Below are 23,095 nucleotides of genomic sequence, written 5' to 3'. Positions count from 1 at the left end.
CTGAAGAATGGATTTTGAGCTTCCCGAGGATCTCCGGATGATGCGCGAGCAGATCCGGCGCTTCGTCGACAAGGAGATCATCCCGACGGAGCGCGAGGCCTATGATGGCCCGGAGATGCGCCCCGAGGTGCGTGCCCGCCTCGAGGCACGGATGAAGGAGATGGGCTATTGGCTGATCACCACGCCCGTCGAGTATGGCGGGCTAGGGCTCGGCCTGTTGGCTCGCGTTCTCCTGTGGGAGGAGATGGGGCGCACCATCGCTTTGCCGTCCCGCAAAACGCAGATCTTCGGCCCAGAGCCGAGCCCAATCCTCTTCCAGCTCAATGAGGAGCAGAAGAAGGACTACCTGCTTCCGGTTATCGCCGGTGAGAAGGACTGCTGCTTTGCATTGACGGAGCCGGATGCGGGGAGTGATCCGGCAGGCATCCGCGCCACCGCCGTGCGGGAGGGCGACAATTATGTCATCAACGGATACAAGCGCTTCATCACCAACGCGCAGCACTCAGATTTCGTGCAGCTCCTGGTCTCCACGGACCGGAGCAAGGGACCGCGCGGCATTTCGGCCTTTCTTGTGGATATGGACACGCCAGGCGTCAGCATCGTGCGCGCCCAGCCCACGATGATGGATGACGAGCCTTGCGAACTCGCATTCGACAACGTGCGGGTGCATGCGAGCAAGCTGATCGGCCGTGAGGGTGACGGATTCAAATTGGCTCAGGATTGGATCAACACCGGGCGGATCCGCCATGGCGCGAGGGCATTGGGCGTCATCCGCCGCTGTCTGGAGCTTGCGACTGACTACTCGAAGCAGCGTATCACCTTCGGCAAGCCGATCGCCGATCGGCAGGCTGTCCAGTGGATGATGGTGGACTCCCATCTGGACCTCGAGCAGCTCACCTTGCTCGTCTACCGTGCTGCCTGGCGCTACGACCGGGGCGAAGACGTGCGGCATGATGCCTTCGCGGTGAAGATGCTGGGCGACCGCCTCTCTTTCCAGGCGGCTGATCGCTGCCTGCAGATCCATGGCGGTATCGGCTTTACGAAGGAACTGCCGATCGAAAAGTTCTGGCGTGACCAGCGCAGCATGATGGTCACCGAAGGACCGGAAGAGGTGCTTCGCATGAGCTTGGCACGGCACGTTCTGGAGGCCTACGCCGGGTGAGCGAGGTGCTGTCGCAAGTGCTCGACCTGCCGGGGGGCGCCGTTGCCTGGCGAGAGGCTGGGCAAGGTCCCGCCTTGCTGCTGCTCCACGGAATCGGGGGGCATTCCGGCGCCTGGTCTCATCAGCTGGTCAGCCTTGCGCAGCGGTACCGCGTTCTGGCCTGGGACGCGCCGGGCTATGGCGGCTCGGAAGCCCTTGACGAGCCCGAGCCGAAGGTCGCCGACTACGTGAATCGCCTTGAGTCCTGGCTGGACGCGATTGATGTTCGTGAGTGGTTGGGGGTCGGCCATTCGCTGGGGGCCATCTTCCTGGCCGCCTTGGCAGCTCGGCGAGAGCCGCCGCACAGGGCTGTGCTGCTTCACCCCATGGCAGGTCTTGGCGGAATGGATGCTGCTGCACGTGAGTCGTTGCGCGCGGCCCGGATCGCTGAACTGACGGCGCTTGGGCCCAGGGTTTTCGCGGAACGACGCGCTGACGCCGTTCTTGGCCGTGGCACGCCGTCCGCCAGGGTGGAGCGCGCGATTACCGTCATGGCCGAGGCTCCCGTCGCCGGTTACCTCGCCGCCTGGGAGGCGCTCTGCGGAGCGGACATCTTTCCACTTCTCGACAGGCTCGGCTCGCCGACACTCGTCATCAGTGGCGAGGAGGATGCGGGCTCCCCGCCAGCGCTGGGCCAGCGCATGGCGGAGGCATTGCTGCGGGGCGAGAGCGTGGTCATGCCGGGCGTCGGGCATTATGCGCCGATTGAGGCGCCCGAGGCCCTGGACCCCATCCTGCTTGCCTGGCTGGGCGGACCAGCGGAACCGAACCTGAGGAAGAACTGATGGGCTCTCTTCTCCCGGGCATCCGTGTCATTGAGCTTACGACGATGATCACCGGATCACTCGCAGGTATGATGCTCGCCGATCTCGGCGCAGATGTAGTGAAGGTGGAGAACCCCGAGGGTGGCGACCCCTTCCGCAGCTTCCGTGGCGGCCTCTACAGCCCTCACTTCTGCGCCTACAATCGGAATAAGCGTAGCGTGGCGCTCGATCTTCGTGCACCGGATGGAAAGGCCGCCTTACAGGCGCTGATCGCGGCAAGCGACGTGCTGATAGTGAATTTCCGTCCCGGCGTGCTCGAGCGGCTCGGATTTACGGACGCTCGCCTGGCCGAGATTAATCCCCGCCTGATAGCGTGCCACATCAGCGGCTTCGGGGCGGGCGGCCCATACGCCCATCGTCCAGCTTATGACGCCGTGGCCCAGGCACTGAGTGGCATGTCTTCCCTTTTTCTGGATCCCGAAGAACCACGCATCGCAGGACCGACAGTTTCGGACAACGTGACCGGTCACTACGCCTGCTACGGGATTCTCGGCGCATTGCTTGCCCGTGAGCGGACAGGAGAGGGCCGGCGGGTCGATGTGAACATGCTGGAGTCCACCTTGGCATTCATGCCGGATCCCTTCGGCTATTATACGCAACTGGGCATCGTCTCAGACCCACAGCTCCGGGCACGGACTTCTCAATCCTACGCCTTTCGATGTGGGGACGGTCGGCTGGTCGCGATCCATCTGTCGTCGCAGGAGAAGTTCTGGAGGCAGTTCGTCGATCTCGTTGGGTTGCCGGAGCTTCTGGAGGATCCACTCTGCGCCACGCGATCCCTGAGGCTCGAGAACTACGAGCATATCCGGCGTCTCGCTGCGCCGGTCTTCGGCGGGCGGGAGTTAGGAGCTTGGCTGGACGCTTTGGCAGAAACGGACTTGCCTTATGCTCCCGTCTATGGCGTCGAGGAAGTCCTCGATGATCCCCAGGTCCGTCACCTCGGCAGCTTTGTTGATCTCTCGCATCCGGAGATGGGCCCTCTGAAGGCAATCCGACGGCCGGTGTTGTACGACGGCTCGCGAGACGACCAGCCGCAGGCCCCGCCGCCCATGCTGGGGGAACATACCAAGGAAGTTCTCTCGGAACTTGGCATGGCATTGGTGCCAGGGGTAGCCCCCTGAAGAGCAGCGGCGCTCGAGCAGATCAACGAGAGTCTTCCGCGTACATGCACGGGCAGAACGATGGTCTGCCGAAGCAGCTGAATTACGTTTCGGGAGCAGAACGAGACGTCGCCTGGTGCCCCTTCCGGTGGCGATCGCCGGTGTCACTGATGTGGACGCGGTAATCGTAATCCACCTGCATGGTGAGCATTAGGACGATGCCGCCAAGGCGAAGCTCAATGGATTGCTGCCTCGGTTCGGGCAGAATGACGAGGATGCCGAAGCGATCCGGAAGCGGGGTTCATGGACGTGCGCGTCATGACTGAGACATCGCACTTCAACAGCATCCAGCTTGCCAAGACAGGTGGGCAGCACGGCGCAGATGCCGTGCTCAAAGTGAACTCAGCTCGGGGCAAGCTCTGCGGCGTCGTCTTCAGCCACCGGTCGGAGAGAATTTTCTACGCGCGGGCGACACCATCTGGAACCAGCATATCGAACGAGCCACCACCAGGCACCGGCCGGACGGGATCGTTCTGAACGCAGACGCGACGACCTTCAACGGTCTTGACTCCATCATTATGGGCGAAGCGGACGTCCTGGCAGGCCAGTGTGCCGCACGCGAGCCACGGTGATCGCCAGCCACATGGCGATCCACTGCGTCCTGAGCAGCGCCGAGTTGAGGGCCTTGGCCGAGAAGGAAGGCTTAGCGTCCAGCCTGCCTGCCCCGGCCGACGGCGACGCCCTTGTCATATAGGATCTATCCCGCTTCCTGAACGAGACGTAGCCTTGAGGTCGTGGATGTAGCCTCGCAGGCTTGCCCGCGACCGCCGTATCGAAGGAGATGGTGTTGCTCGATCGTCTACTGGACATCGTCAAGGCCCGGTTCGGTTCCTCGCCAGCTCTGCGGACCGCTCCCGAGGGCATTGATGTCCTGGCCGCGATGGCGAACCGCCGGGTCATGCGTCGATACACCGACAAGCCCGTCGATCCGGCGCTGCTGGAGACGCTCTGTGCTGTCGCGCTTGCGGCGCCGTCAAAATCGGATCTGCAGCAGGCGGATATCATCATGATCTCGGACAGGGCCCAGCGTGACAGGCTGCATGACCTCATCCCGGACAATCCGTGGATCCGGGAGGCGCCCGCGTTTCTGGTTTTCTGTGCCAACAACAGACGGCATCGCCTGATGTTCGAATGGCGCCGGCAGCCCTTCTTGAACGACCATCTAGACTCCTTCTTCAACGCTTCGGTCGATACGGGCATCGTTCTGGCGACGTTCATCGCTGCAGCGGATCGGGCCGGTCTGGGGACCTGCCCAGTCAGCGCCATCCGCAACAGAGCAGCGGAGGTCTCCGACCTGTTGTGCCTGCCGGAACATGTCTTCCCGGTGGCAGGGCTAGGGGTGGGCTGGCCGTCCTTCGCGGGGGTTCTCAGCCCGCGCCTGGGGCTCGACATCACCATACACCGCGACCGGTACGATGAGAGCGGCCTGCAGGAGAAGATCGCCGACTATGACAGGCGGCGCGCAGCCGTACAGCCATACGCGGCGCAGCGATACATGAACCGCTTCGGGCAGGCGGCCGACTACGGATGGTCTGAAGACAAGGTACGACAATACTCCGTGCGCGAGCGCGCTGATTTCGGCGCTTTCATCCGCAAGAAGCGATTTAACCTGGACTAAGGCTTCTGAAGCCAGGCGGGAACGTGCTTAGCGCCGACCGACTTTCCGTCGGGGAAGGCTGGCGACGTGTTGACGGTCGAGTTCACTGTCGCCGGCATCGCCTGTATCGGCCTGAACGGTGGAAGCGCGTTCCGACGTAGCGAAGCCTTATCGTTCCAGATCGCCACAGATGATCAAGCGGAGGCGGATCGTCTTTGGAGCGCGATCGTCGGCAACGGTGGACAGGAAAGCGCCTGCGGCTTGTGCAAGGACCGTTGGGGAATCTCGTGGCAGATCACGCCGCGCGTTCTCACTTCCGCACTGGCAGCCGGTGGAGAAGGTGCGCGGCGCGCTTTTACGGCCATGATGACCATGCGCAAGATCGACGTCGCGGCGATAGAGGCCGCCCGGCGCGGATGACGATTCGTCAACTGGCCTTGTAATCGGACCTCGCTCAGGCTCGTGAGGTGCGATCGGCCGCGGGCGCTTCTCCGCCAGGGCCCACGGGGTGGCGCTCACGGCGAAGGCGGGAGAGTGCTGAGCTTGTTGGTCCGAGTGGGATCGGCCACACCAATCGATGACGTCCGCTCCCCCACCAACCAGCCGCATGTGATGACAGACATGGTTCTCTCCGGCCACGCGAACTGGCGGTGTTGGAGATTTCTGCGTGTGGCGCCCAGGACCACTTCCACGGAAGGCTGAATCCAACGCCGCTGCTGAGGCCCGCCCATTTGAGCGGGTGGTCGATTTCCGAGCCACTCCAGAAGGCAAAGGGAACACCGTAGGCGAGGGCGACCACCGCGGCGTGCATGGCGTTGGCCATCACGAACTCTGCCGAGGCGATCGCGTCGATGAAGCGCTCGCAAGCGTCCACGGTGTTCGGAATGGCGGGGCGTATCACGCAACGGTCCGGCGTCTGGTCCAAGGCCTCCGGAGTGGGGTCCTCGTAGTGGAAATGCGGGACCCAGAGGACCTTGCCCGCTGTCCGGGCGTCATGCCGCGGGCTGTAGAAGCCCGGCAGCAACAGGGCGGTATCGCCCAGCGGAGTGGCGGCGCGAGGCAGGCCCAGCGCATCTCGCGTCATCGTCCCGCGTATGCCGAGGAACAGCGCGCCTCGCTACAACTCCGGCGCCAGCGGCTCAGCGTCCTTCTTGCCGCAACCCCAGAAGATGGGGCGGCCCTACCAGTCATTCGGCTTGTGGCCATGGCGCTTCGCCTGCCTGAGGCGGTTGGGTGTGATGACGCTGCCCACGAGATGCAGCGAGCCCATGTCGAAGAGGCAGCGTTCCCCGAACAGGCGCTCTATGTACAGGACGGCCAGGGCATCGCCGAAATTCCCGATCTGCTCTTCCTGGCGCCAGAAGAAGAGGTTCGCGGCCATCGGTTCTCGGTCTCTCGGCTGGATTGCGGCGGGTGGACGTGAGGGCAGTCGGGACAGGTCGTCACACTGGGTCGGAAGCGTTGACGATGATGGCTTCCTCCAGCACGCTGCACAAGCACGGGGCCATGCTGGATCTGGATCTGCGGGCCGTCATGCGGGTCTCCGGGGAGCGGAGATGGCCTGCGTCGCGGCGGCAGGACGCAGGCAGGCAAACCCAGCCCTCGCAGGAATCGTCGCCCCATGACCACCCACCGCGCCGCCTATCTCTCCGCTCCGGTCAACGCGCTGCTGGAAGGGCTCTACGAAGGCACGGCGACGGTCGCGGACATCCTGGCGGAAGGCGATCTCGGCCTCGGCACCTTCGAGGACCTGGATGGCGAGATGGTGGTGCTCGACGGTCGCGCCTGGCAGGTGGATAACACCGGCACCGCGCGGGAGGTGGATGGCACCGCCCGCACCCCCTTCGCCTGTGTCGCTCCCTTCCGTGCCGAGACGGTGGACGAGGTCCCACCCGGAACGGAGATCGAGGAGGCGATCAACGGCCTCGTTCCCTCTCTCAACATGCTCTATGCCATCCGCATCGAGGGCTGCTTCGAAGGGCTGCGCGTGCGCAGCGTGCCCCGCCAGGAAGCCTACACGCCGCTGGTCGAGGTCGCGAAGCGGCAGGCCACCTTCGAGTTTCCCCAGACCGAGGGCACGCTCTGCGGATTCTGGACTCCTGCCTTCCTCGGCAACCTCGCCGTCCCCGGCTGCCACCTGCACTTCCTGGACGTTGCCCGGCAGCGTGGCGGCCACCTGCTCTCGGGCCGGATCGCCTCGGGCCGCATCGCCCTGATGCATCTGCCCCGCCTCAACATGGCCCTGCCGATGACTCTCGACTTCCTGACGGCCGGCCTCGGCCGGGACGCGGAGGCGGAGCTGAAGGTCATCGAGAAGGATCGGTAGGGTCGAGACACCTAGCCGCGCTCCGGCGTTACCGCAGGACGGCCTTCGTCAGAGGCCGCGGCGCAGGAGGAGGCATGGTGATCGGAGCGTATGTCGGAACCGCGGGGTGGAGCATCCCCCGGCAGTACGCCGGGGCTTTCGGCGGCGAGGGAACCCACCTTCAGCGCTATGCGTCCCGCCTGCCGGCCGCCGAGATCAACTCCTCCTTCTACCGCCCGCATCGGCCTGCCACCTATGAGCGCTGGGCGATGAGCGTGCCGGACGGCTTTCGCTTCTCGGTGAAGGTTCCGCGCATGATCACCCATGAGGGCCGGCTGAAGGACATGGGCGAGGCGCTCCTGCGCTTCCTCGACGAGGTGCGAGCATTGGGAGACCGGCTCGGCCCACTGCTTGTGCAGCTGCCGCCGAGCCTGCGACATGAGGAGGCGGTGGTGGACCGTTTCCTGGCGGATTTCCGCGAGGCCTTCGAGGGCGGGCTGGTCTGTGAGCCACGCCATGCGACCTGGTTTACCGACGAGGTGGACGCCCAGCTCATCCGCCATCAGGTGGCCAGGGTCGCGGCCGACCCTGCCCTGCTGCCGCGGGCTGCCGTGCCGGGGGGATGGCAAGGGCTCGCGTATCATCGCTTGCATGGCTGGCCGAAGATCTACCATTCCCCCTACTCTCTGGCGCAGGTCGGGGCCGTGGCCGGATCTCTCCGCGAGGCGCTGCAGGATGGCCGGGAAGCGTGGTGCATCTTCGACAACACGGCGCTCGGCGAGGCCACGCATGACGCGCTGGAACTGAAGACGCTGCTCGGCACCCCTGGATAGCGCCACCCCCTCTCCGAATGGCGTCCGGCCATGATGGCGCGAGCACCGCCTGTGCCGCGGGGCGCTGGTGTGGGGACCGCATTCGGCTCATACGGACAGCCGATGGAGAGAAGGTTCGCCTGATGGACAAGGATGAGCTGACGGCCTGGGCCCTGGCGAATGGTTGGCAGCTGATGGCCGGCGCCCCGTGCCTGACCAAGCCGTCATCGCCGAAGGAAGCCATCGTCCGGATGGTCTTCAAGGCAACGGTGGTGAACCTCGAGGTGAAGAAGCCCGCTGGCAAGTGGGAGAAGGTCTCCGGCGAGGGCTATGCCAGGATTCAGCCCGACCCTGATACGGGCATCCCCCATGGTCTCGGCTTCGAGAAGATCCCGAGCTTCTCGATGCTGATGCAGGAGAACAAGGACCGGCAGGTCTTTGCCCGCATGACGGGGGCGACCAAGCGCCCATAGGGGGCGATGGCTGGAAGCAGGAGCGCTTCCCGGTGCTTGCGCCGTCTCCTCGGGACGGCGCCTGAATTGTCCTGGCGGATGTGTTCCTGACTCGACATGCCGCTCAGGCCGATGTCCGTGACGCAGGCCCCCGCCCGCCCTGGCTCCTGGCTTGTTTCTCGCGGATTCTCAGCCCAGCTCCGCGCCGAGACGGCGTCCATAGTCAACGGTGACCTTTCCAACCGGGAGCCGTTCGCGTCCATAAGCCCGCAGCGCCTCGCCCAGGGGAAGGCGCCCGAGATGCGTGCGGAGCGCCATCGCGTCCCCTGCCGCCTTGGCCACGCCCATGGCGGTGTGGGGCCGCGCCACGAAGGCGGCGTCGCCCAGCAGCGCCAGGCGGCCGGACACCATGCGTGGAGCCTCATAGTCGAAGATCGCCTGTACGAACGGCCTCGGCTCCGCCTGCACGGCAGCGGCGAAGGGCGGCGGGAGGAGCGCCGCTGCATCGGCCCGGAGCCCGGCGGCGCGAGCTTCCGGAACTTGGCCGGGCGCGAGCGAGAACGGGTGTGCGTGGCCGGAGCTGTCGGTCAGAACCTCCCCCAGCTCCGCCGGAAGTACGCGACGGTACCACACCCAGTTGTAGCGTCGGTCCCCACGCGTCATCTCGCCGGCCGGCCCGGTGACGAGGTATCCGAGAATCTGCGAGCGCGGCATCATGTGGAAGGCGAAGCGGTCGAGCAGCATCTCCGCTGCTCCATCCGGCAAGGCTCTCTCGGGCACCATGCCGCGCCAGGCGACATAGCCGGCGTAGCGATTGGGCGAGGGCAGGCCCGTGACCGCCTCGCGCAGCACGGACCCGATGCCGTCGGCGCCGAGGACCAGATCGGCGGCCTCGCTGCTGCCATCGGCGAAGTGCAGCACCGCCTCGGTGCTGGTTTGCGTGGCACCCTGAACGGCGCGGCCGAGGCGGTAGTCGGAATCCGCCAGCCGGCCCCGGACAGCGCCGTACAGGCGGTCCCAGGACACCTGCATCTGCGGCGTGGCCTCGCGATGGGCAATGCCGCCGGCTGCGTCGAGGAAGATCCGGTCGCGAGCCACGACGCCCACCCCTGCCAGCTCCTCGGCGTTGATCTGCCGCAGCACCTCGGGCACCTCACGCTGCGGTACCAGCCCGGCGCCCCGGCCCTCCAGCCCGCCCGCCGAACGCTCGAACACGCGCACCTCGTGCCCGTCCAGCCGCAGCAGGATGGCGGCGAAGAGGCCGCCGAGCGAGCCTCCCGCCACGGCGATCCGCAGCTTCCTCATGCCATCTCTCCCTTGCCCCGGCGTGCGAGAAACTCGAGCAGCAGGGAGAGCGCGGCCAGGCCGGTGCCGAAGCCGCAGACCGCGCCCCAGCCGCCGAGGTCCCAGGCTGTCATGGCCCCGGCCGAGCCGGCCGAGCCGCCCAGGAACATGCCCGTCATGAAGACCGTGTTGATTCGGCTGCGCGCCTCGGGCTGCAGGGCGTAGATGACGTGCTGGTTGGAGACGAGCGCGCTCTGCACCCCGAAGTCGAGGATGATCACCCCCAGCGCCAGGCCGCCGAGGGCCGGCCAGACACCGAGCACGGCCCAGGCCACGAGGGTGAGCAGGGCACCGAGCCCGATCACCAGCTGCGGCCCGCGGTGGTCGGCCAGCCGGCCGGCCAGCGGTGCGGCGGCGATCCCAACGGCGCCGACCACGCCGAACAGCCCCGCCACATCGGCGCCGAGCGCGAAGGGTGGCTGCTCCAGCCGCAGCGCGAGCACGGTCCAGAAAGCGGAGAAGGAACCGAAGAGCGCGGCCTGCATCAGCGTCGCCCGGCGCAGGGCGGGTTGCCCATGCCAGAGCTGCAGCAAGGAGCGCAGCGCCTGCCCGTAGCCGATCGAGGCGGCCGCTGGCCGGCTTGGCAGGATGGCCGCCATGAGCCCCGCGGCGCCGAGGGCCAAGGGCACCGCCAGCCAGAACATCGCGCGCCACCCGCCATGGGCGGAGACAACGCCGCCGAGCGTCCGGCTGAGCAGGATGCCCGCCAGCACGCCGCCGGTGACGAGACCCACCGTGGCGCCACGCCGCGCCGGCGGTGCGAGATGGGCTGCAAGGGGCACGATCTGCTGCGCCACGGTGGCGGACATGCCGACAATGAGGGAAGCGACGACGAGGACCGGCGCACTGGGCGCCAGCGCCGCCAGGGCGAGCGCCGCGGCGAGCACGACGAACTGCCCCACGATCATCCGCTTCTGGTCGAGCATGTCGCCGAGCGGTAGGAGCAGGAACAGGCTTGCGGCGTAGCCGAGCTGCGTGGCCGTCGGGATCAGCGCGGTGGCACCCGAGCCGGCGAAGTCCTGCCCGATGATCCCGAGCATCGGCTGGTTGTAGTAGATGTTGGCCACTGCGATTCCCGCCGCGGCGGCCATGGCGAAGGTGAGGCCGGAGCCGGCCCGGCGGGAAGGGAGCTGGCCGGCGCCTTCCCCCCTTGCGCCAGCGTGCGGCATGGCCGTGGCGCCGCGCGCGGCGGACCCGGCGGGGTGGATGGAGAAGCGAGGCGGGTTCTGGATGGGAGCGTCCGGCACGGAGCTGATCCTCTCTGCGGTGCCCGCAATCTCGGATTGTAACGCCCGGCGCAGTAGATATCCGTTGTGTTCGGTCGGTATAACGTGGGGCGATATGATCAACCTCGCCAACCTCGCTGTGCTGGTAGAGGCGGTGCAGGCCGGAAGCCTGGCCGCCGCGGCGCGCCGCCTGCGCATCACGCCGATGCTCGCCTCCCGCCGGCTGGCCGAGCTGGAAGAGGAAGTCGGGGCGCGGCTGATGCATCGGACGACCCGCTCTCTCTCGCTGACCGCGGAGGGCGAGGCGTTCCTGCCCCACGCCCGCCTGCTGCTGGAGGAGGAGGCCATGGCCCGTGCCTCCGTCCGGCCGGATTCGGCCGGGCTGACAGGAACCTTGCGGGTGACGGCCTCGGTTCCTTTCGGCCGCAAGGTCGTGGCGCCGCTCGTGCCTGTCCTTTTGCGGGAGCATCCCGGGCTGCGGATCGACCTGCTGTTGAGCGACAGCATCATCGACATCGTCGCGCAGGGGCTCGACCTCGCCATCCGGATTGCGCCGCTGCGCGAGAACGCGCTCGTCGCACGCCGGCTGGCGGATAATCCACGCGGGCTCTACGCGGCGCCCGCCTATGTCGCGGAGCACGGCCTGCCGGAGGCGCCGGCCGACCTCGCGCGGCACCGCTGCCTGACGCTGACCGGGGCGAGCCACTGGAGTTTCCTGTCGGGCGGGAAGACGCTCCGGCAGCGGGTCTCCGGCCCTTTCACCTCCAGCTCGGTTGAGGCCTTGCACCAAGCCTGCCTCGGTGGTCTGGGCATTGCCATGCTGTCCGCCTGGGACGTTCGGGAGGAGGTGACGATCGGGCACCTCTTGCCCATCCCGATGGGTGCCTGGGAGCCGGAGGCGCTGGCGATATGGGCGGTCTACCCGACGGCCCGGCTGGTACCGCCGAAGGTGCGGCTGTTCATCGCGGCGCTCGAGGCCCGTCTACGGGGCGCTTGAGGCCGCGGCGGGACTTCCCCGGCAGCCCATAGCGGCAGAAGGATCCGGCCCCGCTCCGCCCCGGCTGGCACAGCCTTCGGCGGCTGACCCTTCCCGGGCTCGGATCTATCCTCGCGCCAACCGGCGTTCGAGGAATTCCAGCCGGTCCTGGCCCCAGAAGATCTCCGCCCCGACCACGTAGCTCGGCGCGCCGAACACGCCGCGCGCGAGCGCGGCCTGGGTGTCCTGGCCCCGCTGCTCCGCCCACCGGTCTTCCGAGCCCAGCGCCATGACGGCCGCAGCGTCGAGCCCCACCTCGCGGATCAAGGCCTCGATGACGGTCCGCTCACCGCTGTCCTGGTCCTCTTCCCAAAGGGCCTTGAGCAGGCGGTGCGCCAGGGCGAGGGCGGGCCCGTCTCCGAGCGTCTCACGCACGGCGATGACGCAGCTGGCGGCGAAACCTTCATTGGCGGGGTGGGCACGTGGCTTGAGGTGGATGGGGATGCCGAGGTGATCGCGCCACCGCTCCAGCTCCTGCATGCGGTAGGCTTGGCGCTGCGGCGAGCGCTTGGGCAGCGGCAGCCCGCCCGAAGCGGGGAAGATGGTGCCGAAATCCACGGGGTAGATGCGCAGCGTCGCCCCATGGCGCTCCACCATGGCTTCCAGCCGCGCGGCGCCCAGATGCGTCCAGGGCGAGTTCAGTGACGCGAAATAATCGACGTGCAAGCCCATCGCCGTTGCTTCCTGCTGCTGCATGCGCGTTGCGGGGCGCGGTCGAACCCCGGCCCGGTCGCCGGCCTGGAAGCCTACCTTGTTGCCGGCACCGCGCCCATACGCCGCTGCTCCGCAGCCCTGCCGGGAAAGCAGGGCTTGCAAAGGGTCAGGCCGGTAGGGCCGAACCGCGCGCCGCCATCTGCCCCCGCGTCAGGCGGGACATCAGCGGGCGCACGTCGCCTGCCATCTTCCAGGCGCCGCGGAACACCGCGATCGCGCCGGAACCCATCTCCTCCACCCGCATGGCGGCCCGCATGCTCTCCGGCGTCTCGGGCGTGGCCAGGTCCACCAGCAGATCGAGAGGGGCTTTGGCCGCCGGCTGCTTCGGCTGGCCCTGGGCGGCAGCCAGCCGGTTGAGGATCATCGGCCCGACGGTCCGGGCCGCCGCGCGCTCGGCGAGCGGCACCGGCCAGTTCGGGTGATGGCCCACGAAGAGGGCGACAGCCTCTTCCCAGGCCTGGACCTTCGATACCCCGCGCTCCACCAGGCTCCGGTAGCGCTGCTCCGCCGAGCGTGCGGCCAGCACGTCCAGGTCAGGGGCGGGGGCGTGGGTGTCATGGAGGTGGCTCATGGGGGGAGCTTAGACTGGGCAGGAACAAAAATAGGAATATGATTCGTTAAGACCTGGCGCCGGCCGCGTTCCATTCCGGCGGGCGTGGCAGGGCAGCCACGCGGCCACTCCGGCGATCGGAAAGGGCCGGGCGCCCCCCGCCGGCTTCCTGGGCGGGAACGGCGTGGAGGTGATCCCGGTTCTGGCGCCAGTACCGCGGAGCAGGCACATGCGGCGCAATACGGCTGCTTCCCGCTTGGGTTCCCCTGCCGACGAACGGAGCAGGCGATCGCAGTCCTGATTCGCGTCGGGCACGGATATGCACTACACATCCGCTCAGCCGCCATGTGCTCCTCCAAGCACGGGTGGTCAGGGCCGGCTCGTAGGCACCCGCCCGTGCCTCGCCGGCCCGTCTTTTCCTGAACGAGGCAGTGAACAGCCAGTTCACCTTCGCGTTCCGGGATGGGACAGCATGATCCCCGGGGCGTTCCGCGGCGTGATCCGTGCTACTGCGGCCCCATGGAGACCAAGCCCCCCATTCCACTCGCCATTCTCGTCGGCATCCAGACGCCCGAGGTCGATGACGTCGCGCACGAGGCCAGCCTTGAGGAACTGGGGCGTCTAGTGAAGACGCTGGGCTATCAGGTGGTGGGCACGGTGTCGCAGCGGCGCGAGGGCACCGGCGCAGGGTCGCTCCTCGGAAGCGGCAAGCTGGCGGAACTGGCGGCGCTCACGGGCGGCACCGGCGTGGTCGGCTCGATGGCGCCGACCCCGAGGTCCAAGGCACGGCAGCGCTTCGAGGATGCCGCCGAGCCGGCGCCCAAGGCAGAGGCAGGGGACGACGCGGCCCGCAGGCCGGAGTTCGTGATTGTCGACCACGAGCTGTCGCCCAGCCAGATCCGCAACCTGGAACGGGCTACTGGCGCGCAGGTGCTCGACCGTACCGGCGTTATCGTGGAGATCTTCCATCGGCACGCGAACACCCGGGAGGCGAAGCTCCAGGTGGAAATGGCGCGGCTGAAATATGTCGCGCCCCGCCTGCGGGAATCCTCGGGCGGCGGCGAGCGGCGGCAGGGGCCGGGTGCCGGCGAGAGCAATCTCGACCTAGACCGCCGCAAGATCCGCGATCGCCTCGCCGAGCTGAAGGAGCAGCTGGAGGCGGTGCAGCGCGACAGCGACAACCGCCGCTCCGCCCGGCGGGACCAGCTGCGGGTGGCCCTGGTCGGCTACACCAATGCGGGCAAGTCCTCCCTCATGCGGGCCCTCACTGGCAGCCAGGTGCTGGTAGAGGACAAGCTCTTCGCCACCCTCGACACCACCGTCCGCATCCTGCAGCCGGAAACCCGGCCGCGCGTGCTCGTCTCCGACACGGTCGGGTTCATCAAGCAGCTGCCGCATGACCTCGTCGCCTCCTTCCGCTCCACCCTGACGGAGGCGCTGGAGGCTTCGCTGCTGCTCTTCGTGGTCGATGCGTCGGACCCGACCTATGCGGCGCAGCTGGAGGTGACGCGGAGCGTGCTGCGCGAGATCGGAGCGGATGTGGTGCCGTCCCTCCTGGTGCTGAACAAGATGGACCGGGTGGATGCTGCCGGGCGCGCGGCCCTGCTCGAGAAGCATCCCGACGCCATCATGCTCTCGGCTCACGCACCGGAAGATGTGAGCGCGCTGCGGAACACCATCATCGCCTTCTTCGAGGCGGCGATGGTGGAGGATGTGCTGGTGCTACCCTATGCGAAGCAGGGGCTGATCGGCGAGGTTTACGAAAGCGCGCGGGTTCTGTCGGAAGAGTATGACGAGAATGGCCGGGTGCTGAAGGTCCGTGGCCTCCCCGGTGCCCTCGCGCGGCTGCAGCGGAGCCTTGCCGCGCCCGCCGAGGGCTCCGGACGTCACTCCCCGCCGTAGCCGCCGCGCCGGAGATAGGCATCGGGCACGCAGCGGCGGAGACGGGCCAGCGCCGCTTCCGCCTCCCGTCGGGTCGTGAAGCCGCCCACCACCGTGACGTAGAGGTCGGGCGCGAAGCCCTCGAACTTGGCGGAGTAGTCGCCCATGGGCTCCACCCCGCAGCGGCGGGCGGCCTCGGCGGCGCGGTCCGCCTCGGGGAAGGGCCGCGGCAGGCTTTCGGGCGCGGCGGAGCTGCCGAGCACGATCCACCACCGCCCTTTCAGGGTCTGCGCAGCCCCTGCCGGCATGGACAAGGCCAGGAGCAGCGCGAAGGCCGCGGGAAGGATGCGCATGCGGGTCACGGGAGGGCCGCGTGGCGTCGGAGCAGGGCTTCGAGCCCCGCCCGGTCGGGATGGGCTGCGACCAGAGCCTCCGGCAACCAGAAGGCGCTGATACGGTCGGCGAAGAGGAGGAGCATGCCGCCCTGCCGCATCGCGCCGGTCAGGCGGGACCAGGGGACGAAGAGGGTGCGGCTGACATTGCGCCAGAGCAGGCCAGCATCGCCGAGCAGCAGCTCGTGCGCGCCGAACAGCTCGCCGCCCACCGCGTGCAGCGCGCGAATCCCGCGGCGCTGCCGCGCAACGAGAATCATCGCGAGCGACAGCAAGGTTGCCAGGACCACGCCGAGGGCCGCCAGGAGGATGCCGGGGCCGTCGAGCGTCAGCATCCATCCCTGCCGCGCGCTCCTGACCCAGAGTTCGGCCGTGACGTCCCAGCGGGCGGCGAGGAGCCCGATGGCACCGCCCACCAGCCCGCCCCCGACGAGGCCCGCCAGGCGCCTGCGCCAGCTTGGGCGGGGCGCTAGGCCCCGGAGCAGGACCGCCTGGAGGCGCGCATAATCCTCCGGGCCCAGTGCCGGCACCTGCAGGACATACCGGACCGGGCCGGCGATCGCGTCCATCTTTCCCCTCCGCGCCCATCGCGTTCCGTTGCCGGCCCGCTCGCACGTTCCGTTCTTGTCCGGCCCTTCTTGTCCGGATGGAGGTGTTGGTCGATGCCGGGCGGGGCACCATTCGTTGCCCGGTAATGACATGGCGGTGAGCGCCGCGCGGACCGGCCGGTCCGGCTGCCTCTCGCCCGTGGAGGCCGTTGCCGCCAGACCCGTCTGAGCATGCGCGGGAGGGGCGGGCGTGATCGCCCTGTCCGTGAACTGGCATCCCGAGGATCAGGCTTGGCTTCTTGCCTCGCAGGACCGACGCGGTTCGATGCTTGGCATCGTCGGTTGGACCTTTCTGGTGGGGGTACGCTCCTCGCCCTCGCGGCCCCGCTTGCGGGCCGGCTTGCCGCCTGGGCCGTGGTGAACCCCCATGACCCTGCGCCACTGCTGCGGCCGCCCGGCTGGGACGACGCGGCAGCGGTCGGTCCGGTCCTCGGCGTCGCCCTTCTCAGCATGCTGCTCTCCCGCCGGACGCAGCGATTTGGTTTGCGGACCATGCTGGAGGCGCGTGCGGCTGAGGGGCGTGAGCCGCTTCTTGGGCCTGTGACGGTAACCCTCGATGCCGACCGCGCCACCTTCCGGGCGGCAGCCTGGGATGCGTCCTACGATGCCGCGCTGTTCACGGGGCTGGAGGAGGCGAGGGACTATCTCGTCCTCCGCTTCGGCCCGGCGCGGCCGGCCCTCCTCCCGCGCCGCGACCTGACCGTGGTCGAGCCGGCGGCCGTGCGGGACTGGGCGGCGGGGATGCTGGCCAGGAACCGGGGGGCGGCGTGAGCCGGTCGCGGAGCGGCCCTTCCTTCCAGCTCTGGTCGAGGATGCCCCCGTTCCGCGCAAGGCGCCGGATGACCGGATGGCGCATCACCCCTCCGCCCGGCGCTCGTTCAGGCGCCAAAGCCCCAGGGCGAAGGCGAGCATCAGCACGCCGCCGCCGAGCAGGCTGAGGGGCGCGGCACCGAAGCTTTCGAACCACTGGGTGTAGAAGTGGATGCCGCCGAAGATGCAGGCGAGGTTGAGGGTCCAGAGCCGGTTCGTCCGCCCGGCCCAGATCGCCGCCAGGAGCAACACGGCGGCCCAGGCGATGCTGAAGGTATCCGCCGGGATGGGGCGCCCGAGAGAGCGCCGGATCCAGTCCGCGTCGTCGCCCCAGAGCGACCCGACCCAGAAGCCGAGTTGGACCAGGAGCAGCGCCGTGCGCGCCGCGATGTTCGCCAGCCGCTCCCCCGCCGCACGCAGTTGCGGGGCGCCGGCATGGGCCGCGGCCGCCAGCGCCGAGAAGGCGAGGATCGTCGCCAGCGGCTGCTGCACGCTGAGCGCGTAGAAGGCGTGGTCGTAGGAGGTTCCGCTGCCGAGCGCGGCGGAGAGCAGCAGCACGGCGAGCGCGACCAGCAGGCCGCTGCGGGCCAGGATGGCGGAACCGGCGAAGAGCGTCGCGACCAGGAGATAGGCCGCCGGCAGGCCGAGCAGCGGCCGCCCCTTACCCGCGCCGCCCGGCGGCGCCCCGTTCAGGGTGGTCTGCCCGCTGCTGAGCAGGAGGAGGCTGGCCCCGAGAAGCAGCGCGCCGACGAGGATCAGGATCGTGGCCAGCACGTCCCATCGCCTCCGCTCCCGGAGCACCAGCCAGGCTCCGGCCGACATCAGGACGAGCCCCAGCGGGATGGCGGTCAGCACGCTCGGCAGCAGCGCCACGATCCCGGCGCTCACGCCGACCACGCCGAAGCCGATGAGCGCATTGACCAACAGGGAGCCCGTGCCGCGCCGCCCGAGCAGGGCGAGGCGGTCATGCTCCTCCCGCGTGATCCGGCCTTCCTGCAGCAGCCGCGACAGGTCGAGCGTGACCTTCACCATCATCCCCCGGTCGCATCTCCGGAGATCGTGTCCGATCGGGGGAGGCGGGGGAACCCTCCTGCTGGCGCCCTCGAATGGCCCGCTAAGCCTGCGGGCGGGATGGGAGAGGCGCATGCCGCGCCTGAAGCGGAGCTCGGCCCGGCGGGCCTTTCGGTTCAGCTCTTCCCCAGCCCCAGGAAGTGCCGCACCACGGGCGCCTCCGGCCCGGCATGGAAGCGCAGCGCCACCGTCTGCAGGTCGGCATCAGCGCGCGACACCCTCCGATGCTGCCGGAGATGCTCGGCCCAGGATTCCACCATGAACCACTCCACCAGCTTCTCCGGATCCGCCGCGTCCTCCGTGATCCCCCAGCCATAGGCGCCGTCGCGCCGGCGCTCGGCCGAGAAGCGATGCATCGCCCGGATGAACGGAGCGCGGTCGTCCTTCCGCACGCGGTATTCGATGAGGATGAGGACGGGCCCGCGGTCATGCGCCACCGGCTCGGCCACCAGCGGTTCCGGCCAGTGATGGGAGGCAACCAGATCGGCCTCGCCTACCGGCAGCTTCACCCGGTGCAGAGCCAGGGCCACGACGGCCAGGCCGGCCGCGCCGACCAGCAGGGTCAGCGGCACGCCCAACCCCTCCGCCAGGGCGCCCCAGCCGAGGCTGCCCAGCGCCATCGCGCCGTTGAAGACGGTGAGGTAGACCGCCAATGCCCGCCCGCGAACCCAGTTCGGAAGGATCGCCTGGGCCGTGCCGTTCAGGGTGGTGAGGGCGATGATCCAGGCGGCGCCCAGAAGCATGAGGACGGCCAGGGCTGCCCAGCGCGGTGGCGCCAGGGCGAGCATGGCCATCGCCCCGGCCGTCACGAGGGCGGCGGTGAGCATCAGCCCATCGGCGCTCAGCCCCGCACGCAGCCGCGGCAGGAGGAGCGCCCCGGCGATGGCGCCGATGCCGACGGCGCCCAGCAGGATGCCGTAGAAACCGGCATCCCCGCCCAGGAGGTTGCGCGCGACGAGTGGCAGCAGCGCCCAGACGGCGCTGGCGAAGGCGAAGAAGATGGCCGCCCGCAGCAGCACGACATGGAGTTCCCGGCTGGCGCGCGCATAGCGCAGCCCCGCCCGGAAGGCGCCGCCGAACTCCTCCGGCAGCGGCTCATCCACCTTCGCCGGCCGTTTCCACCAGAGCAGGGCGGCGATGACGAAGACATAGCTCGCCACATCCGCGCCATAGGTCAGGGCGGCGCCGAAGCTCGCCAGCAGAAGCCCGCCCGCCGCCGGCCCGATGGAGCGGGCGATGTTGATGCCGAGCGAGTTGAGCGCGACGGCCGCCTTCATCTCCCGCTGTGGCACCAGCTCGGGCACGATGGCCTGCCAGGTGGGGCCCATCAGCGCCGCGCCGATGCCGCCGAGGAAGGTCAGGGCGACCAGGGCCGTGACCGTCATCAGCCCGGCATAGGAGAGCGCCATCAGGGACAGGCTGACGGCCGCGAGCAGGACCTGGATGGCGATGAGGAAACGCCGCCGGTCCAGGATATCCGACAGCACGCCCGCCGGGATGGCCAGCAGGAAGACCGGCAGGGTGCCGGCCGCCTGGATCAGGGAGACGGCCGCCGGCCCGGCCGCGAGATCGGTCACCAGCCAGGAGCTGGCCACGTCGCGCATGAAGGTGCCGGTATTGCCCAGGACGGTCGCCGCCCAGACCACGGCGAAGGTGGTCTGGCGCAGCGGGGCGAAGGCGCCGGGTGGGGAGCCGCTCATGCCCGCTTCCCGTCCCACAAGGCGACGAGGAGGAAGGCCCCTGCCAAGCCCAGATGCTCGTAGAAGGCGTTGGCCGCCATGAAGCGGCCCTGCCCCACGGGCATCTCCCAGTAGCGCAGGGCGATGAAGGTGGCGGCCAGGGTGAAGGCCGCGAGGGCCAGTGCCCCGAGCCAGCGCAACCGCCCCGTGAGGATGAGGAGGCTGGCCAGCAGTTCCAATACAATGGTCAGCGCCGCCGTGACGGCCGGCAGCGGCAGGCCGAAATGGACGGCCTCCGCGACGGCGCCGGGAAAGTCGAGCAGCTTGTTCAGCCCGCCCTGGATGTAGGCGGCGCAAAGGCCGAGCAGGGCGATCCAGGTCAGGATGCGGGTGCCGGTGGGGTTCATCTCAGAAGGCCCAGCAGGAGCAGCCGAGCGCACCCCAGAAGCCCTGGTCCTGACCCGCCGGGGTAGCGGCCGCCCAGGCGCGGGCGTGGTCGTGGCCATGCACCCCGCAGGCGGCATCGCAGCAGCGCGCGCCGGCCAGGGCGAAGGCGCCCCTGGCGCCGGGCGCCTCTGCGCGCCGGTCCTGATAGCCGCCGAAGCGGCGGACGGGCGACCAATCCGGCATGGCGGGGGGCAGCGGGGGCGCCATGGAGGCGTAATCGCCCGTGCCGTGCACCACCCTGCCACCCACGAGCGTGAGCACGGAGGTGATGTCCTGGATCTCGTCACCCGGAACGGCGAAATAGTCGCGGTCCAGCACGGCGAGATCCGCCAGCTGCCCCTCCATGATGGCGCCCTTCTTGCCCTCCTCGTTAGAGAACCAGGTAACCTTCTCCGTCAGCATCCGCAGCGCCGTCTCACGGTCCAGCGTGTTGCGCTCGGGCGTGATGCGCAGCCCGCCGACGGTGCGGCCCGTGGTCATCCAGTACAAGGCGACCCACGGGTTGTACGACGCGACGCGCGTCGCATCCGTGCCCGCCGAGACCTTCACGCCCATTTCCAGCATCTTCGCGACCGGCGGCGTGGCCTCGGCGGCGCAGGCGCCATAGCGTTCCACGAAGTATTCGCCCTGATAGGCCATGCGGTGCTGCACGGCCACGCCGCCGCCCAGCCGGGCGATCCGCTCGAGAGACTTCTCGCTCACCGTCTCCGCATGGTCGAAGATCCAGTGAAGATCCCCGATCGGCATCTCGGCATTCACCTTCTCGAACACATCGAGAGCGCGGGAGATGGTCTGGTCGTAAGTGGCGTGCAGCCGCCAGGGCCAGCGGTTCTGCACCAGGATGCGCACCACCGCCTCCAGCTCCGGCTCCATCTCGGGCGGCATCTCCGGCCGCTCCACGCGGAAGTCCTCGAAATCGGCCGCAGAGAAGACCAGCATCTCGCCCGCGCCGTTCAGCCGGAAGTAGTCGTCGCCCTGCTGGTATTTCGCGCTCTGCGTCCAGCGGAGGAAGTCGTCCCTCTCCTGCTTGGGCCTCTGGGTGAAGAGGTTGTAGGCGATGCGGACCGTCAGCTCGCCATCCTCGGCCAGCTTCTGGATCACCTTGTAGTCGTCCGGGTAGTTCTGGTAGCCGCCGCCCGCATCGATGGCGCTGGTGACCCCCAGCCGGTTCAGGTCGCGCAGGAAGTGGCGCGTGGAATTCAGCTGGTAGTCGAAGGGCAGGGTCGGGCCCTTGGCCAGGGTGGCGTAGAGAACGGTGGCGTTGGGCCGGGCCAGGAGCAGGCCCGTCGGCGTGCCATCCGGCGCGCGCTGGATCTCGCCGCCGGGCGGGTTGGGCGTGTCCTTCGTGTAGCCCACCACCCGCAGCGCGGCGGCGTTCAGCAAGGCGCGGTCATAGAGGTGCAGGATGAAGACCGGCGTGTCCGGGGCCACCGCGTTGATCTCGTCCAGCGTCGGCAGGCGCTTCTCGACGAACTGATGCTCGGTGAAGCCGCCCACGATCCGCACCCATTGCGGCGGCGGCGTGATGGCCACCTGGCGCTTCAGCATGTCCATCGCATCGGCCAGGCTCCGCACGCCGTCCCAGCGCAGCTCCATGTTGAAGTTCAACCCGCCGCGGATGACGTGCAGGTGGTTGTCGAAGAGGCCGGGGATGAGGCGCCGGCCGCGCAGGTCGATCACCCGCGTCTCCGGCCCCGCCGTCGGCAGGATGGCGGAGGCATCGCCCACAGCCGAGAAGCGCCCGCCGGTGATCGCCACCGCCTCGGGGGCCGGGTTGCTCCGGTCGAGCGACGTGATCCGTCCGTTTTGGATGATCATGTCCGGCGCGGTGTTGGCGGCCATGGCGGAGCTCCGGCTCGAAAGGGTGAAGGCGAGGGCCGCCAGGCCCCCGGTGACGGTGCGACGCATGGGCTCGCGCATCGGGCGGCATCTCCTTCGCCACGGCCGGGCAGCCGGCCGCACGGATGTTGCGTGCATTCCTCACGCGGCAACGAGGGACTGGGCGGATGGTGTTTCAGAACGAGCCCACCGAGCAGGATGCCGGGGGCTGCCGGCGCCAGGATTGGTGGCGCCGGCCAGCGTGTGGTCAGGAAGCCTTGGACGCTGCCGGCGAGGAGACCGGCGCACGCAGGCACCACGCGAGGAATCAGCTGCGGATGAAGGCGAGCAGATCCGCGTTGATGCGGTCGGCATGGGTCGAGAGCATTCCGTGCGGGTAGCCCTGGTAGACCTTCAACGTGCCGTGCCTCAGCAGCCTGATGGCCTTCAGCGCCGCATCCGCGATCGGCACGATCTGATCGTCGTCACCATGCATCACGAGCGTCGGCACGGTGATCGCCTTCAAATCCTCCGTCTGGTCCGTTTCGGAGAAGGCTTTGATGCCGTCATAATGCGCCTTCGCACTGCCCATCATGCCCTGACGCCACCAGTTCTGGATCACGCCGGGATAGACCTGCGCGTCCGGGCGGTTGAAGCCGTAGAACGGGCCGGAGGCGACGTCGAGGAAGAGCTGCGCGCGGTTGTCGGCGACGCCCTTGCGGAACCCGTCGAACACCTCGATCGGGAGGCCCTCGGGGTTGGCGTCGGTCTTGAGCATCAGCGGCGGCACGGCGCTGACAAGCACCGCCTTCGCAACGCGCCCCGCGGGCTGTCCATGCTTCGCGACATAGCGGGCGACCTCACCGCCGCCGGTGGAGTGTCCGATATGGACGGCGTTCCGCAGGTCGAGATGTTCGGCCAACGCGAAGGCATCGGCCGCATAGTGGTCCATGTCATGGCCGTCGCTCACCTGGGCCGAGCGCCCGTGGCCGCGGCGGTCATGGGCGACGACGCGAAAGCCCCTTTGGACGAAGAAGAGCATCTGCGTGTCCCAGTCATCGCTGGAAAGAGGCCAGCCGTGATGGAACATGATCGGCTGGGCATCCTTGGGACCCCAGTCCTTGTAGAAAATCTCGATACCGTCGCTGGTGGTCACATAGGCCATGTT

The 23,095-nt window shown here is 68.6% G+C and carries 24 protein-coding genes and 1 pseudogene; 12 read left to right on the top strand and 13 right to left on the bottom strand.

What is annotated here, in order from left to right:
- Positions 1-7: 7 nt before the first annotated feature.
- From BUB97_RS18355 to BUB97_RS18335, 6 genes and pseudogenes are all read left to right on the top strand, one after another.
- Positions 8-1,162, top strand: coding sequence for an acyl-CoA dehydrogenase family protein (locus tag BUB97_RS18355; RefSeq protein WP_073137422.1), 1,155 nt, complete (start codon positions 8-10; stop codon positions 1,160-1,162).
- Positions 1,159-1,986, top strand: coding sequence for an alpha/beta fold hydrolase (locus tag BUB97_RS18350; protein ID WP_073137420.1), 828 nt, complete (start codon positions 1,159-1,161; stop codon positions 1,984-1,986). The genes BUB97_RS18355 and BUB97_RS18350 overlap by 4 nt, the downstream gene beginning before the upstream one ends.
- A complete protein-coding gene (locus tag BUB97_RS18345) occupies positions 1,986-3,146 on the top strand; it encodes a CaiB/BaiF CoA transferase family protein (protein WP_073137418.1) in 1,161 nt (386 codons plus the stop codon). Before BUB97_RS18350 ends, BUB97_RS18345 begins: the two co-directional genes overlap by 1 nt.
- Before the next feature lie 282 nt (positions 3,147-3,428).
- Positions 3,429-3,662 (top strand): hypothetical protein, encoded by a 234-nt coding sequence (locus tag BUB97_RS25905; protein ID WP_139281385.1) that lies wholly within the window; start codon positions 3,429-3,431, stop codon positions 3,660-3,662.
- A 304-nt stretch (positions 3,663-3,966) separates the two neighbouring features.
- Positions 3,967-4,803, top strand: coding sequence for a nitroreductase family protein (locus tag BUB97_RS18340; RefSeq protein WP_073137470.1), 837 nt, complete (start codon positions 3,967-3,969; stop codon positions 4,801-4,803).
- 45 nt (positions 4,804-4,848) lie between these two features.
- Positions 4,849-5,202, top strand: a pseudogene (locus BUB97_RS18335) (VOC family protein); the annotation flags it as partial.
- A 34-nt stretch (positions 5,203-5,236) separates the two neighbouring features.
- Here the strand turns inward: BUB97_RS18335 and BUB97_RS27490 are convergent.
- A complete protein-coding gene (locus BUB97_RS27490; protein ID WP_408906142.1) occupies positions 5,237-5,878 on the bottom strand; it encodes a polysaccharide pyruvyl transferase family protein in 642 nt (213 codons plus the stop codon).
- An 84-nt stretch (positions 5,879-5,962) separates the two neighbouring features.
- Complete coding sequence (locus BUB97_RS18325; RefSeq protein ID WP_073137414.1) at positions 5,963-6,163, bottom strand: hypothetical protein; 201 nt, start codon at positions 6,161-6,163, stop codon at positions 5,963-5,965.
- A 240-nt stretch (positions 6,164-6,403) separates the two neighbouring features.
- On the opposite strand from BUB97_RS18325, the gene budA reads away from it, so the two are divergent.
- The 3 genes from budA to BUB97_RS18310 all read left to right on the top strand — a co-directional run bounded on the left by budA (position 6,404) and on the right by BUB97_RS18310 (position 8,372).
- Positions 6,404-7,108 carry an acetolactate decarboxylase gene (gene budA / locus BUB97_RS18320; protein ID WP_073137412.1) on the top strand — a complete coding sequence of 235 codons (705 nt, stop codon included), beginning with the start codon at positions 6,404-6,406 and terminating at the stop codon, positions 7,106-7,108.
- 74 nt (positions 7,109-7,182) lie between these two features.
- Entirely contained in the window at positions 7,183-7,920 is a 738-nt protein-coding gene (locus BUB97_RS18315; RefSeq protein ID WP_073137410.1) for a DUF72 domain-containing protein, read from the top strand.
- Positions 7,921-8,042: 122 nt separating this feature from the next.
- Positions 8,043-8,372 (top strand): hypothetical protein, encoded by a 330-nt coding sequence (locus BUB97_RS18310; RefSeq protein WP_073137409.1) that lies wholly within the window; start codon positions 8,043-8,045, stop codon positions 8,370-8,372.
- 168 nt (positions 8,373-8,540) lie between these two features.
- Here the strand turns inward: BUB97_RS18310 and BUB97_RS18305 are convergent, their stop codons facing one another.
- On the bottom strand, positions 8,541-9,656 hold the full coding sequence (locus BUB97_RS18305) for an FAD binding domain-containing protein (protein WP_073137407.1): 1,116 nt from the start codon (positions 9,654-9,656) through the stop codon (positions 8,541-8,543).
- A complete protein-coding gene (locus tag BUB97_RS18300; RefSeq protein WP_245818358.1) occupies positions 9,653-10,942 on the bottom strand; it encodes an MFS transporter in 1,290 nt (429 codons plus the stop codon). Before BUB97_RS18300 ends, BUB97_RS18305 begins: the two co-directional genes overlap by 4 nt.
- A 94-nt stretch (positions 10,943-11,036) precedes the next feature.
- On the opposite strand from BUB97_RS18300, the gene BUB97_RS18295 reads away from it, so the two are divergent.
- Positions 11,037-11,918 (top strand): LysR family transcriptional regulator, encoded by an 882-nt coding sequence (locus BUB97_RS18295; RefSeq protein WP_086062325.1) that lies wholly within the window; start codon positions 11,037-11,039, stop codon positions 11,916-11,918.
- Positions 11,919-12,023: 105 nt separating this feature from the next.
- Here BUB97_RS18295 and BUB97_RS18290 read toward each other — a convergent pair whose 3' ends face one another.
- Together BUB97_RS18290 and BUB97_RS18285 are read right to left on the bottom strand one after the other, a co-directional pair.
- A complete protein-coding gene (locus tag BUB97_RS18290; RefSeq protein WP_086062324.1) occupies positions 12,024-12,653 on the bottom strand; it encodes a 2-hydroxychromene-2-carboxylate isomerase in 630 nt (209 codons plus the stop codon).
- Positions 12,654-12,777: 124 nt separating this feature from the next.
- Positions 12,778-13,242 carry a hypothetical protein gene (locus tag BUB97_RS18285; protein WP_073137403.1) on the bottom strand — a complete coding sequence of 155 codons (465 nt, stop codon included), beginning with the start codon at positions 13,240-13,242 and terminating at the stop codon, positions 12,778-12,780.
- 498 nt (positions 13,243-13,740) lie between these two features.
- Here BUB97_RS18285 and hflX point away from each other — a divergent pair, with 498 nt between their 5' ends.
- Positions 13,741-15,123 (top strand): GTPase HflX, encoded by a 1,383-nt coding sequence (hflX, locus tag BUB97_RS18280; protein WP_073137401.1) that lies wholly within the window; start codon positions 13,741-13,743, stop codon positions 15,121-15,123.
- Here hflX and BUB97_RS18275 read toward each other — a convergent pair.
- Positions 15,108-15,455, bottom strand: a complete 348-nt coding sequence (locus BUB97_RS18275) for an SPOR domain-containing protein (RefSeq protein WP_073137466.1) — start codon at positions 15,453-15,455, stop codon at positions 15,108-15,110. The two genes, hflX and BUB97_RS18275, sit on opposite strands and share 16 nt — an antisense overlap.
- Before the next feature lie 5 nt (positions 15,456-15,460).
- Complete coding sequence (locus BUB97_RS18270; protein WP_073137400.1) at positions 15,461-16,063, bottom strand: hypothetical protein; 603 nt, start codon at positions 16,061-16,063, stop codon at positions 15,461-15,463.
- Positions 16,064-16,384: 321 nt separating this feature from the next.
- On the opposite strand from BUB97_RS18270, the gene BUB97_RS18265 reads away from it, so the two are divergent.
- Positions 16,385-16,873, top strand: a complete 489-nt coding sequence (locus BUB97_RS18265; protein ID WP_073137398.1) for a hypothetical protein — start codon at positions 16,385-16,387, stop codon at positions 16,871-16,873.
- Positions 16,874-16,957: 84 nt separating this feature from the next.
- Here the strand turns inward: BUB97_RS18265 and BUB97_RS18260 are convergent, their stop codons facing one another.
- The 5 genes from BUB97_RS18260 to BUB97_RS18240 form a co-directional block, all read right to left on the bottom strand.
- The gene (locus BUB97_RS18260; RefSeq protein ID WP_086062322.1) at positions 16,958-17,947 is read right to left on the bottom strand and encodes a hypothetical protein; all 990 of its coding nucleotides are present in this window, start codon (positions 17,945-17,947) and stop codon (positions 16,958-16,960) included.
- A gap of 152 nt (positions 17,948-18,099) precedes the next feature.
- On the bottom strand, positions 18,100-19,683 hold the full coding sequence (locus BUB97_RS18255) for an MFS transporter (RefSeq protein ID WP_073137396.1): 1,584 nt from the start codon (positions 19,681-19,683) through the stop codon (positions 18,100-18,102).
- A complete protein-coding gene (locus BUB97_RS18250) occupies positions 19,680-20,069 on the bottom strand; it encodes a DoxX family protein (protein WP_073137393.1) in 390 nt (129 codons plus the stop codon). Before BUB97_RS18250 ends, BUB97_RS18255 begins: the two co-directional genes overlap by 4 nt.
- A 1-nt stretch (position 20,070) precedes the next feature.
- Positions 20,071-22,029 carry an amidohydrolase gene (locus BUB97_RS18245; protein WP_217659707.1) on the bottom strand — a complete coding sequence of 653 codons (1,959 nt, stop codon included), beginning with the start codon at positions 22,027-22,029 and terminating at the stop codon, positions 20,071-20,073.
- Between the two features lie 226 nt (positions 22,030-22,255).
- Positions 22,256-23,092 (bottom strand): alpha/beta fold hydrolase, encoded by an 837-nt coding sequence (locus BUB97_RS18240; protein ID WP_073137391.1) that lies wholly within the window; start codon positions 23,090-23,092, stop codon positions 22,256-22,258.
- Positions 23,093-23,095 lie beyond the last annotated feature (3 nt).

The sequence above is a fragment of the Muricoccus roseus genome (genome assembly GCF_900141905.1).
Classification (GTDB): Bacteria; Pseudomonadota; Alphaproteobacteria; order Acetobacterales; family Acetobacteraceae; genus Roseomonas; species Roseomonas rosea.
Note: the sequence above shows the minus strand (reverse complement) of the source record. Positions and strands in the feature narration are given on the sequence as shown.

Excerpts from the sequence above, each read along its gene's own strand:
- BUB97_RS18355 (WP_073137422.1), top strand. The coding sequence starts at position 8 with ATGGATTTTGAGCTTCCCGAGGATCTCCGGATGATGCGCGAGCAGATC.
- BUB97_RS18345 (WP_073137418.1), top strand. The coding sequence starts at position 1,986 with ATGGGCTCTCTTCTCCCGGGCATCCGTGTCATTGAGCTTACGACGATG.
- BUB97_RS25905 (WP_139281385.1), top strand. The coding sequence starts at position 3,429 with ATGGACGTGCGCGTCATGACTGAGACATCGCACTTCAACAGCATCCAG.
- BUB97_RS18340 (WP_073137470.1), top strand. The coding sequence starts at position 3,967 with ATGGTGTTGCTCGATCGTCTACTGGACATCGTCAAGGCCCGGTTCGGT.
- BUB97_RS18325 (WP_073137414.1), bottom strand. The coding sequence starts at position 6,163 with ATGGCCGCGAACCTCTTCTTCTGGCGCCAGGAAGAGCAGATCGGGAAT.
- budA (WP_073137412.1), top strand. The coding sequence starts at position 6,404 with ATGACCACCCACCGCGCCGCCTATCTCTCCGCTCCGGTCAACGCGCTG.
- BUB97_RS18315 (WP_073137410.1), top strand. The coding sequence starts at position 7,183 with ATGGTGATCGGAGCGTATGTCGGAACCGCGGGGTGGAGCATCCCCCGG.
- BUB97_RS18310 (WP_073137409.1), top strand. The coding sequence starts at position 8,043 with ATGGACAAGGATGAGCTGACGGCCTGGGCCCTGGCGAATGGTTGGCAG.
- BUB97_RS18305 (WP_073137407.1), bottom strand. The coding sequence starts at position 9,656 with ATGAGGAAGCTGCGGATCGCCGTGGCGGGAGGCTCGCTCGGCGGCCTC.
- BUB97_RS18295 (WP_086062325.1), top strand. The coding sequence starts at position 11,037 with ATGATCAACCTCGCCAACCTCGCTGTGCTGGTAGAGGCGGTGCAGGCC.
- BUB97_RS18290 (WP_086062324.1), bottom strand. The coding sequence starts at position 12,653 with ATGCAGCAGCAGGAAGCAACGGCGATGGGCTTGCACGTCGATTATTTC.
- BUB97_RS18285 (WP_073137403.1), bottom strand. The coding sequence starts at position 13,242 with ATGAGCCACCTCCATGACACCCACGCCCCCGCCCCTGACCTGGACGTG.
- hflX (WP_073137401.1), top strand. The coding sequence starts at position 13,741 with ATGGAGACCAAGCCCCCCATTCCACTCGCCATTCTCGTCGGCATCCAG.
- BUB97_RS18275 (WP_073137466.1), bottom strand. The coding sequence starts at position 15,455 with ATGCGCATCCTTCCCGCGGCCTTCGCGCTGCTCCTGGCCTTGTCCATG.
- BUB97_RS18270 (WP_073137400.1), bottom strand. The coding sequence starts at position 16,063 with ATGGACGCGATCGCCGGCCCGGTCCGGTATGTCCTGCAGGTGCCGGCA.
- BUB97_RS18260 (WP_086062322.1), bottom strand. The coding sequence starts at position 17,947 with ATGATGGTGAAGGTCACGCTCGACCTGTCGCGGCTGCTGCAGGAAGGC.
- BUB97_RS18255 (WP_073137396.1), bottom strand. The coding sequence starts at position 19,683 with ATGAGCGGCTCCCCACCCGGCGCCTTCGCCCCGCTGCGCCAGACCACC.
- BUB97_RS18250 (WP_073137393.1), bottom strand. The coding sequence starts at position 20,069 with ATGAACCCCACCGGCACCCGCATCCTGACCTGGATCGCCCTGCTCGGC.
- BUB97_RS18245 (WP_217659707.1), bottom strand. The coding sequence starts at position 22,029 with ATGCGCGAGCCCATGCGTCGCACCGTCACCGGGGGCCTGGCGGCCCTC.
- BUB97_RS18240 (WP_073137391.1), bottom strand. The coding sequence starts at position 23,092 with ATGGCCTATGTGACCACCAGCGACGGTATCGAGATTTTCTACAAGGAC.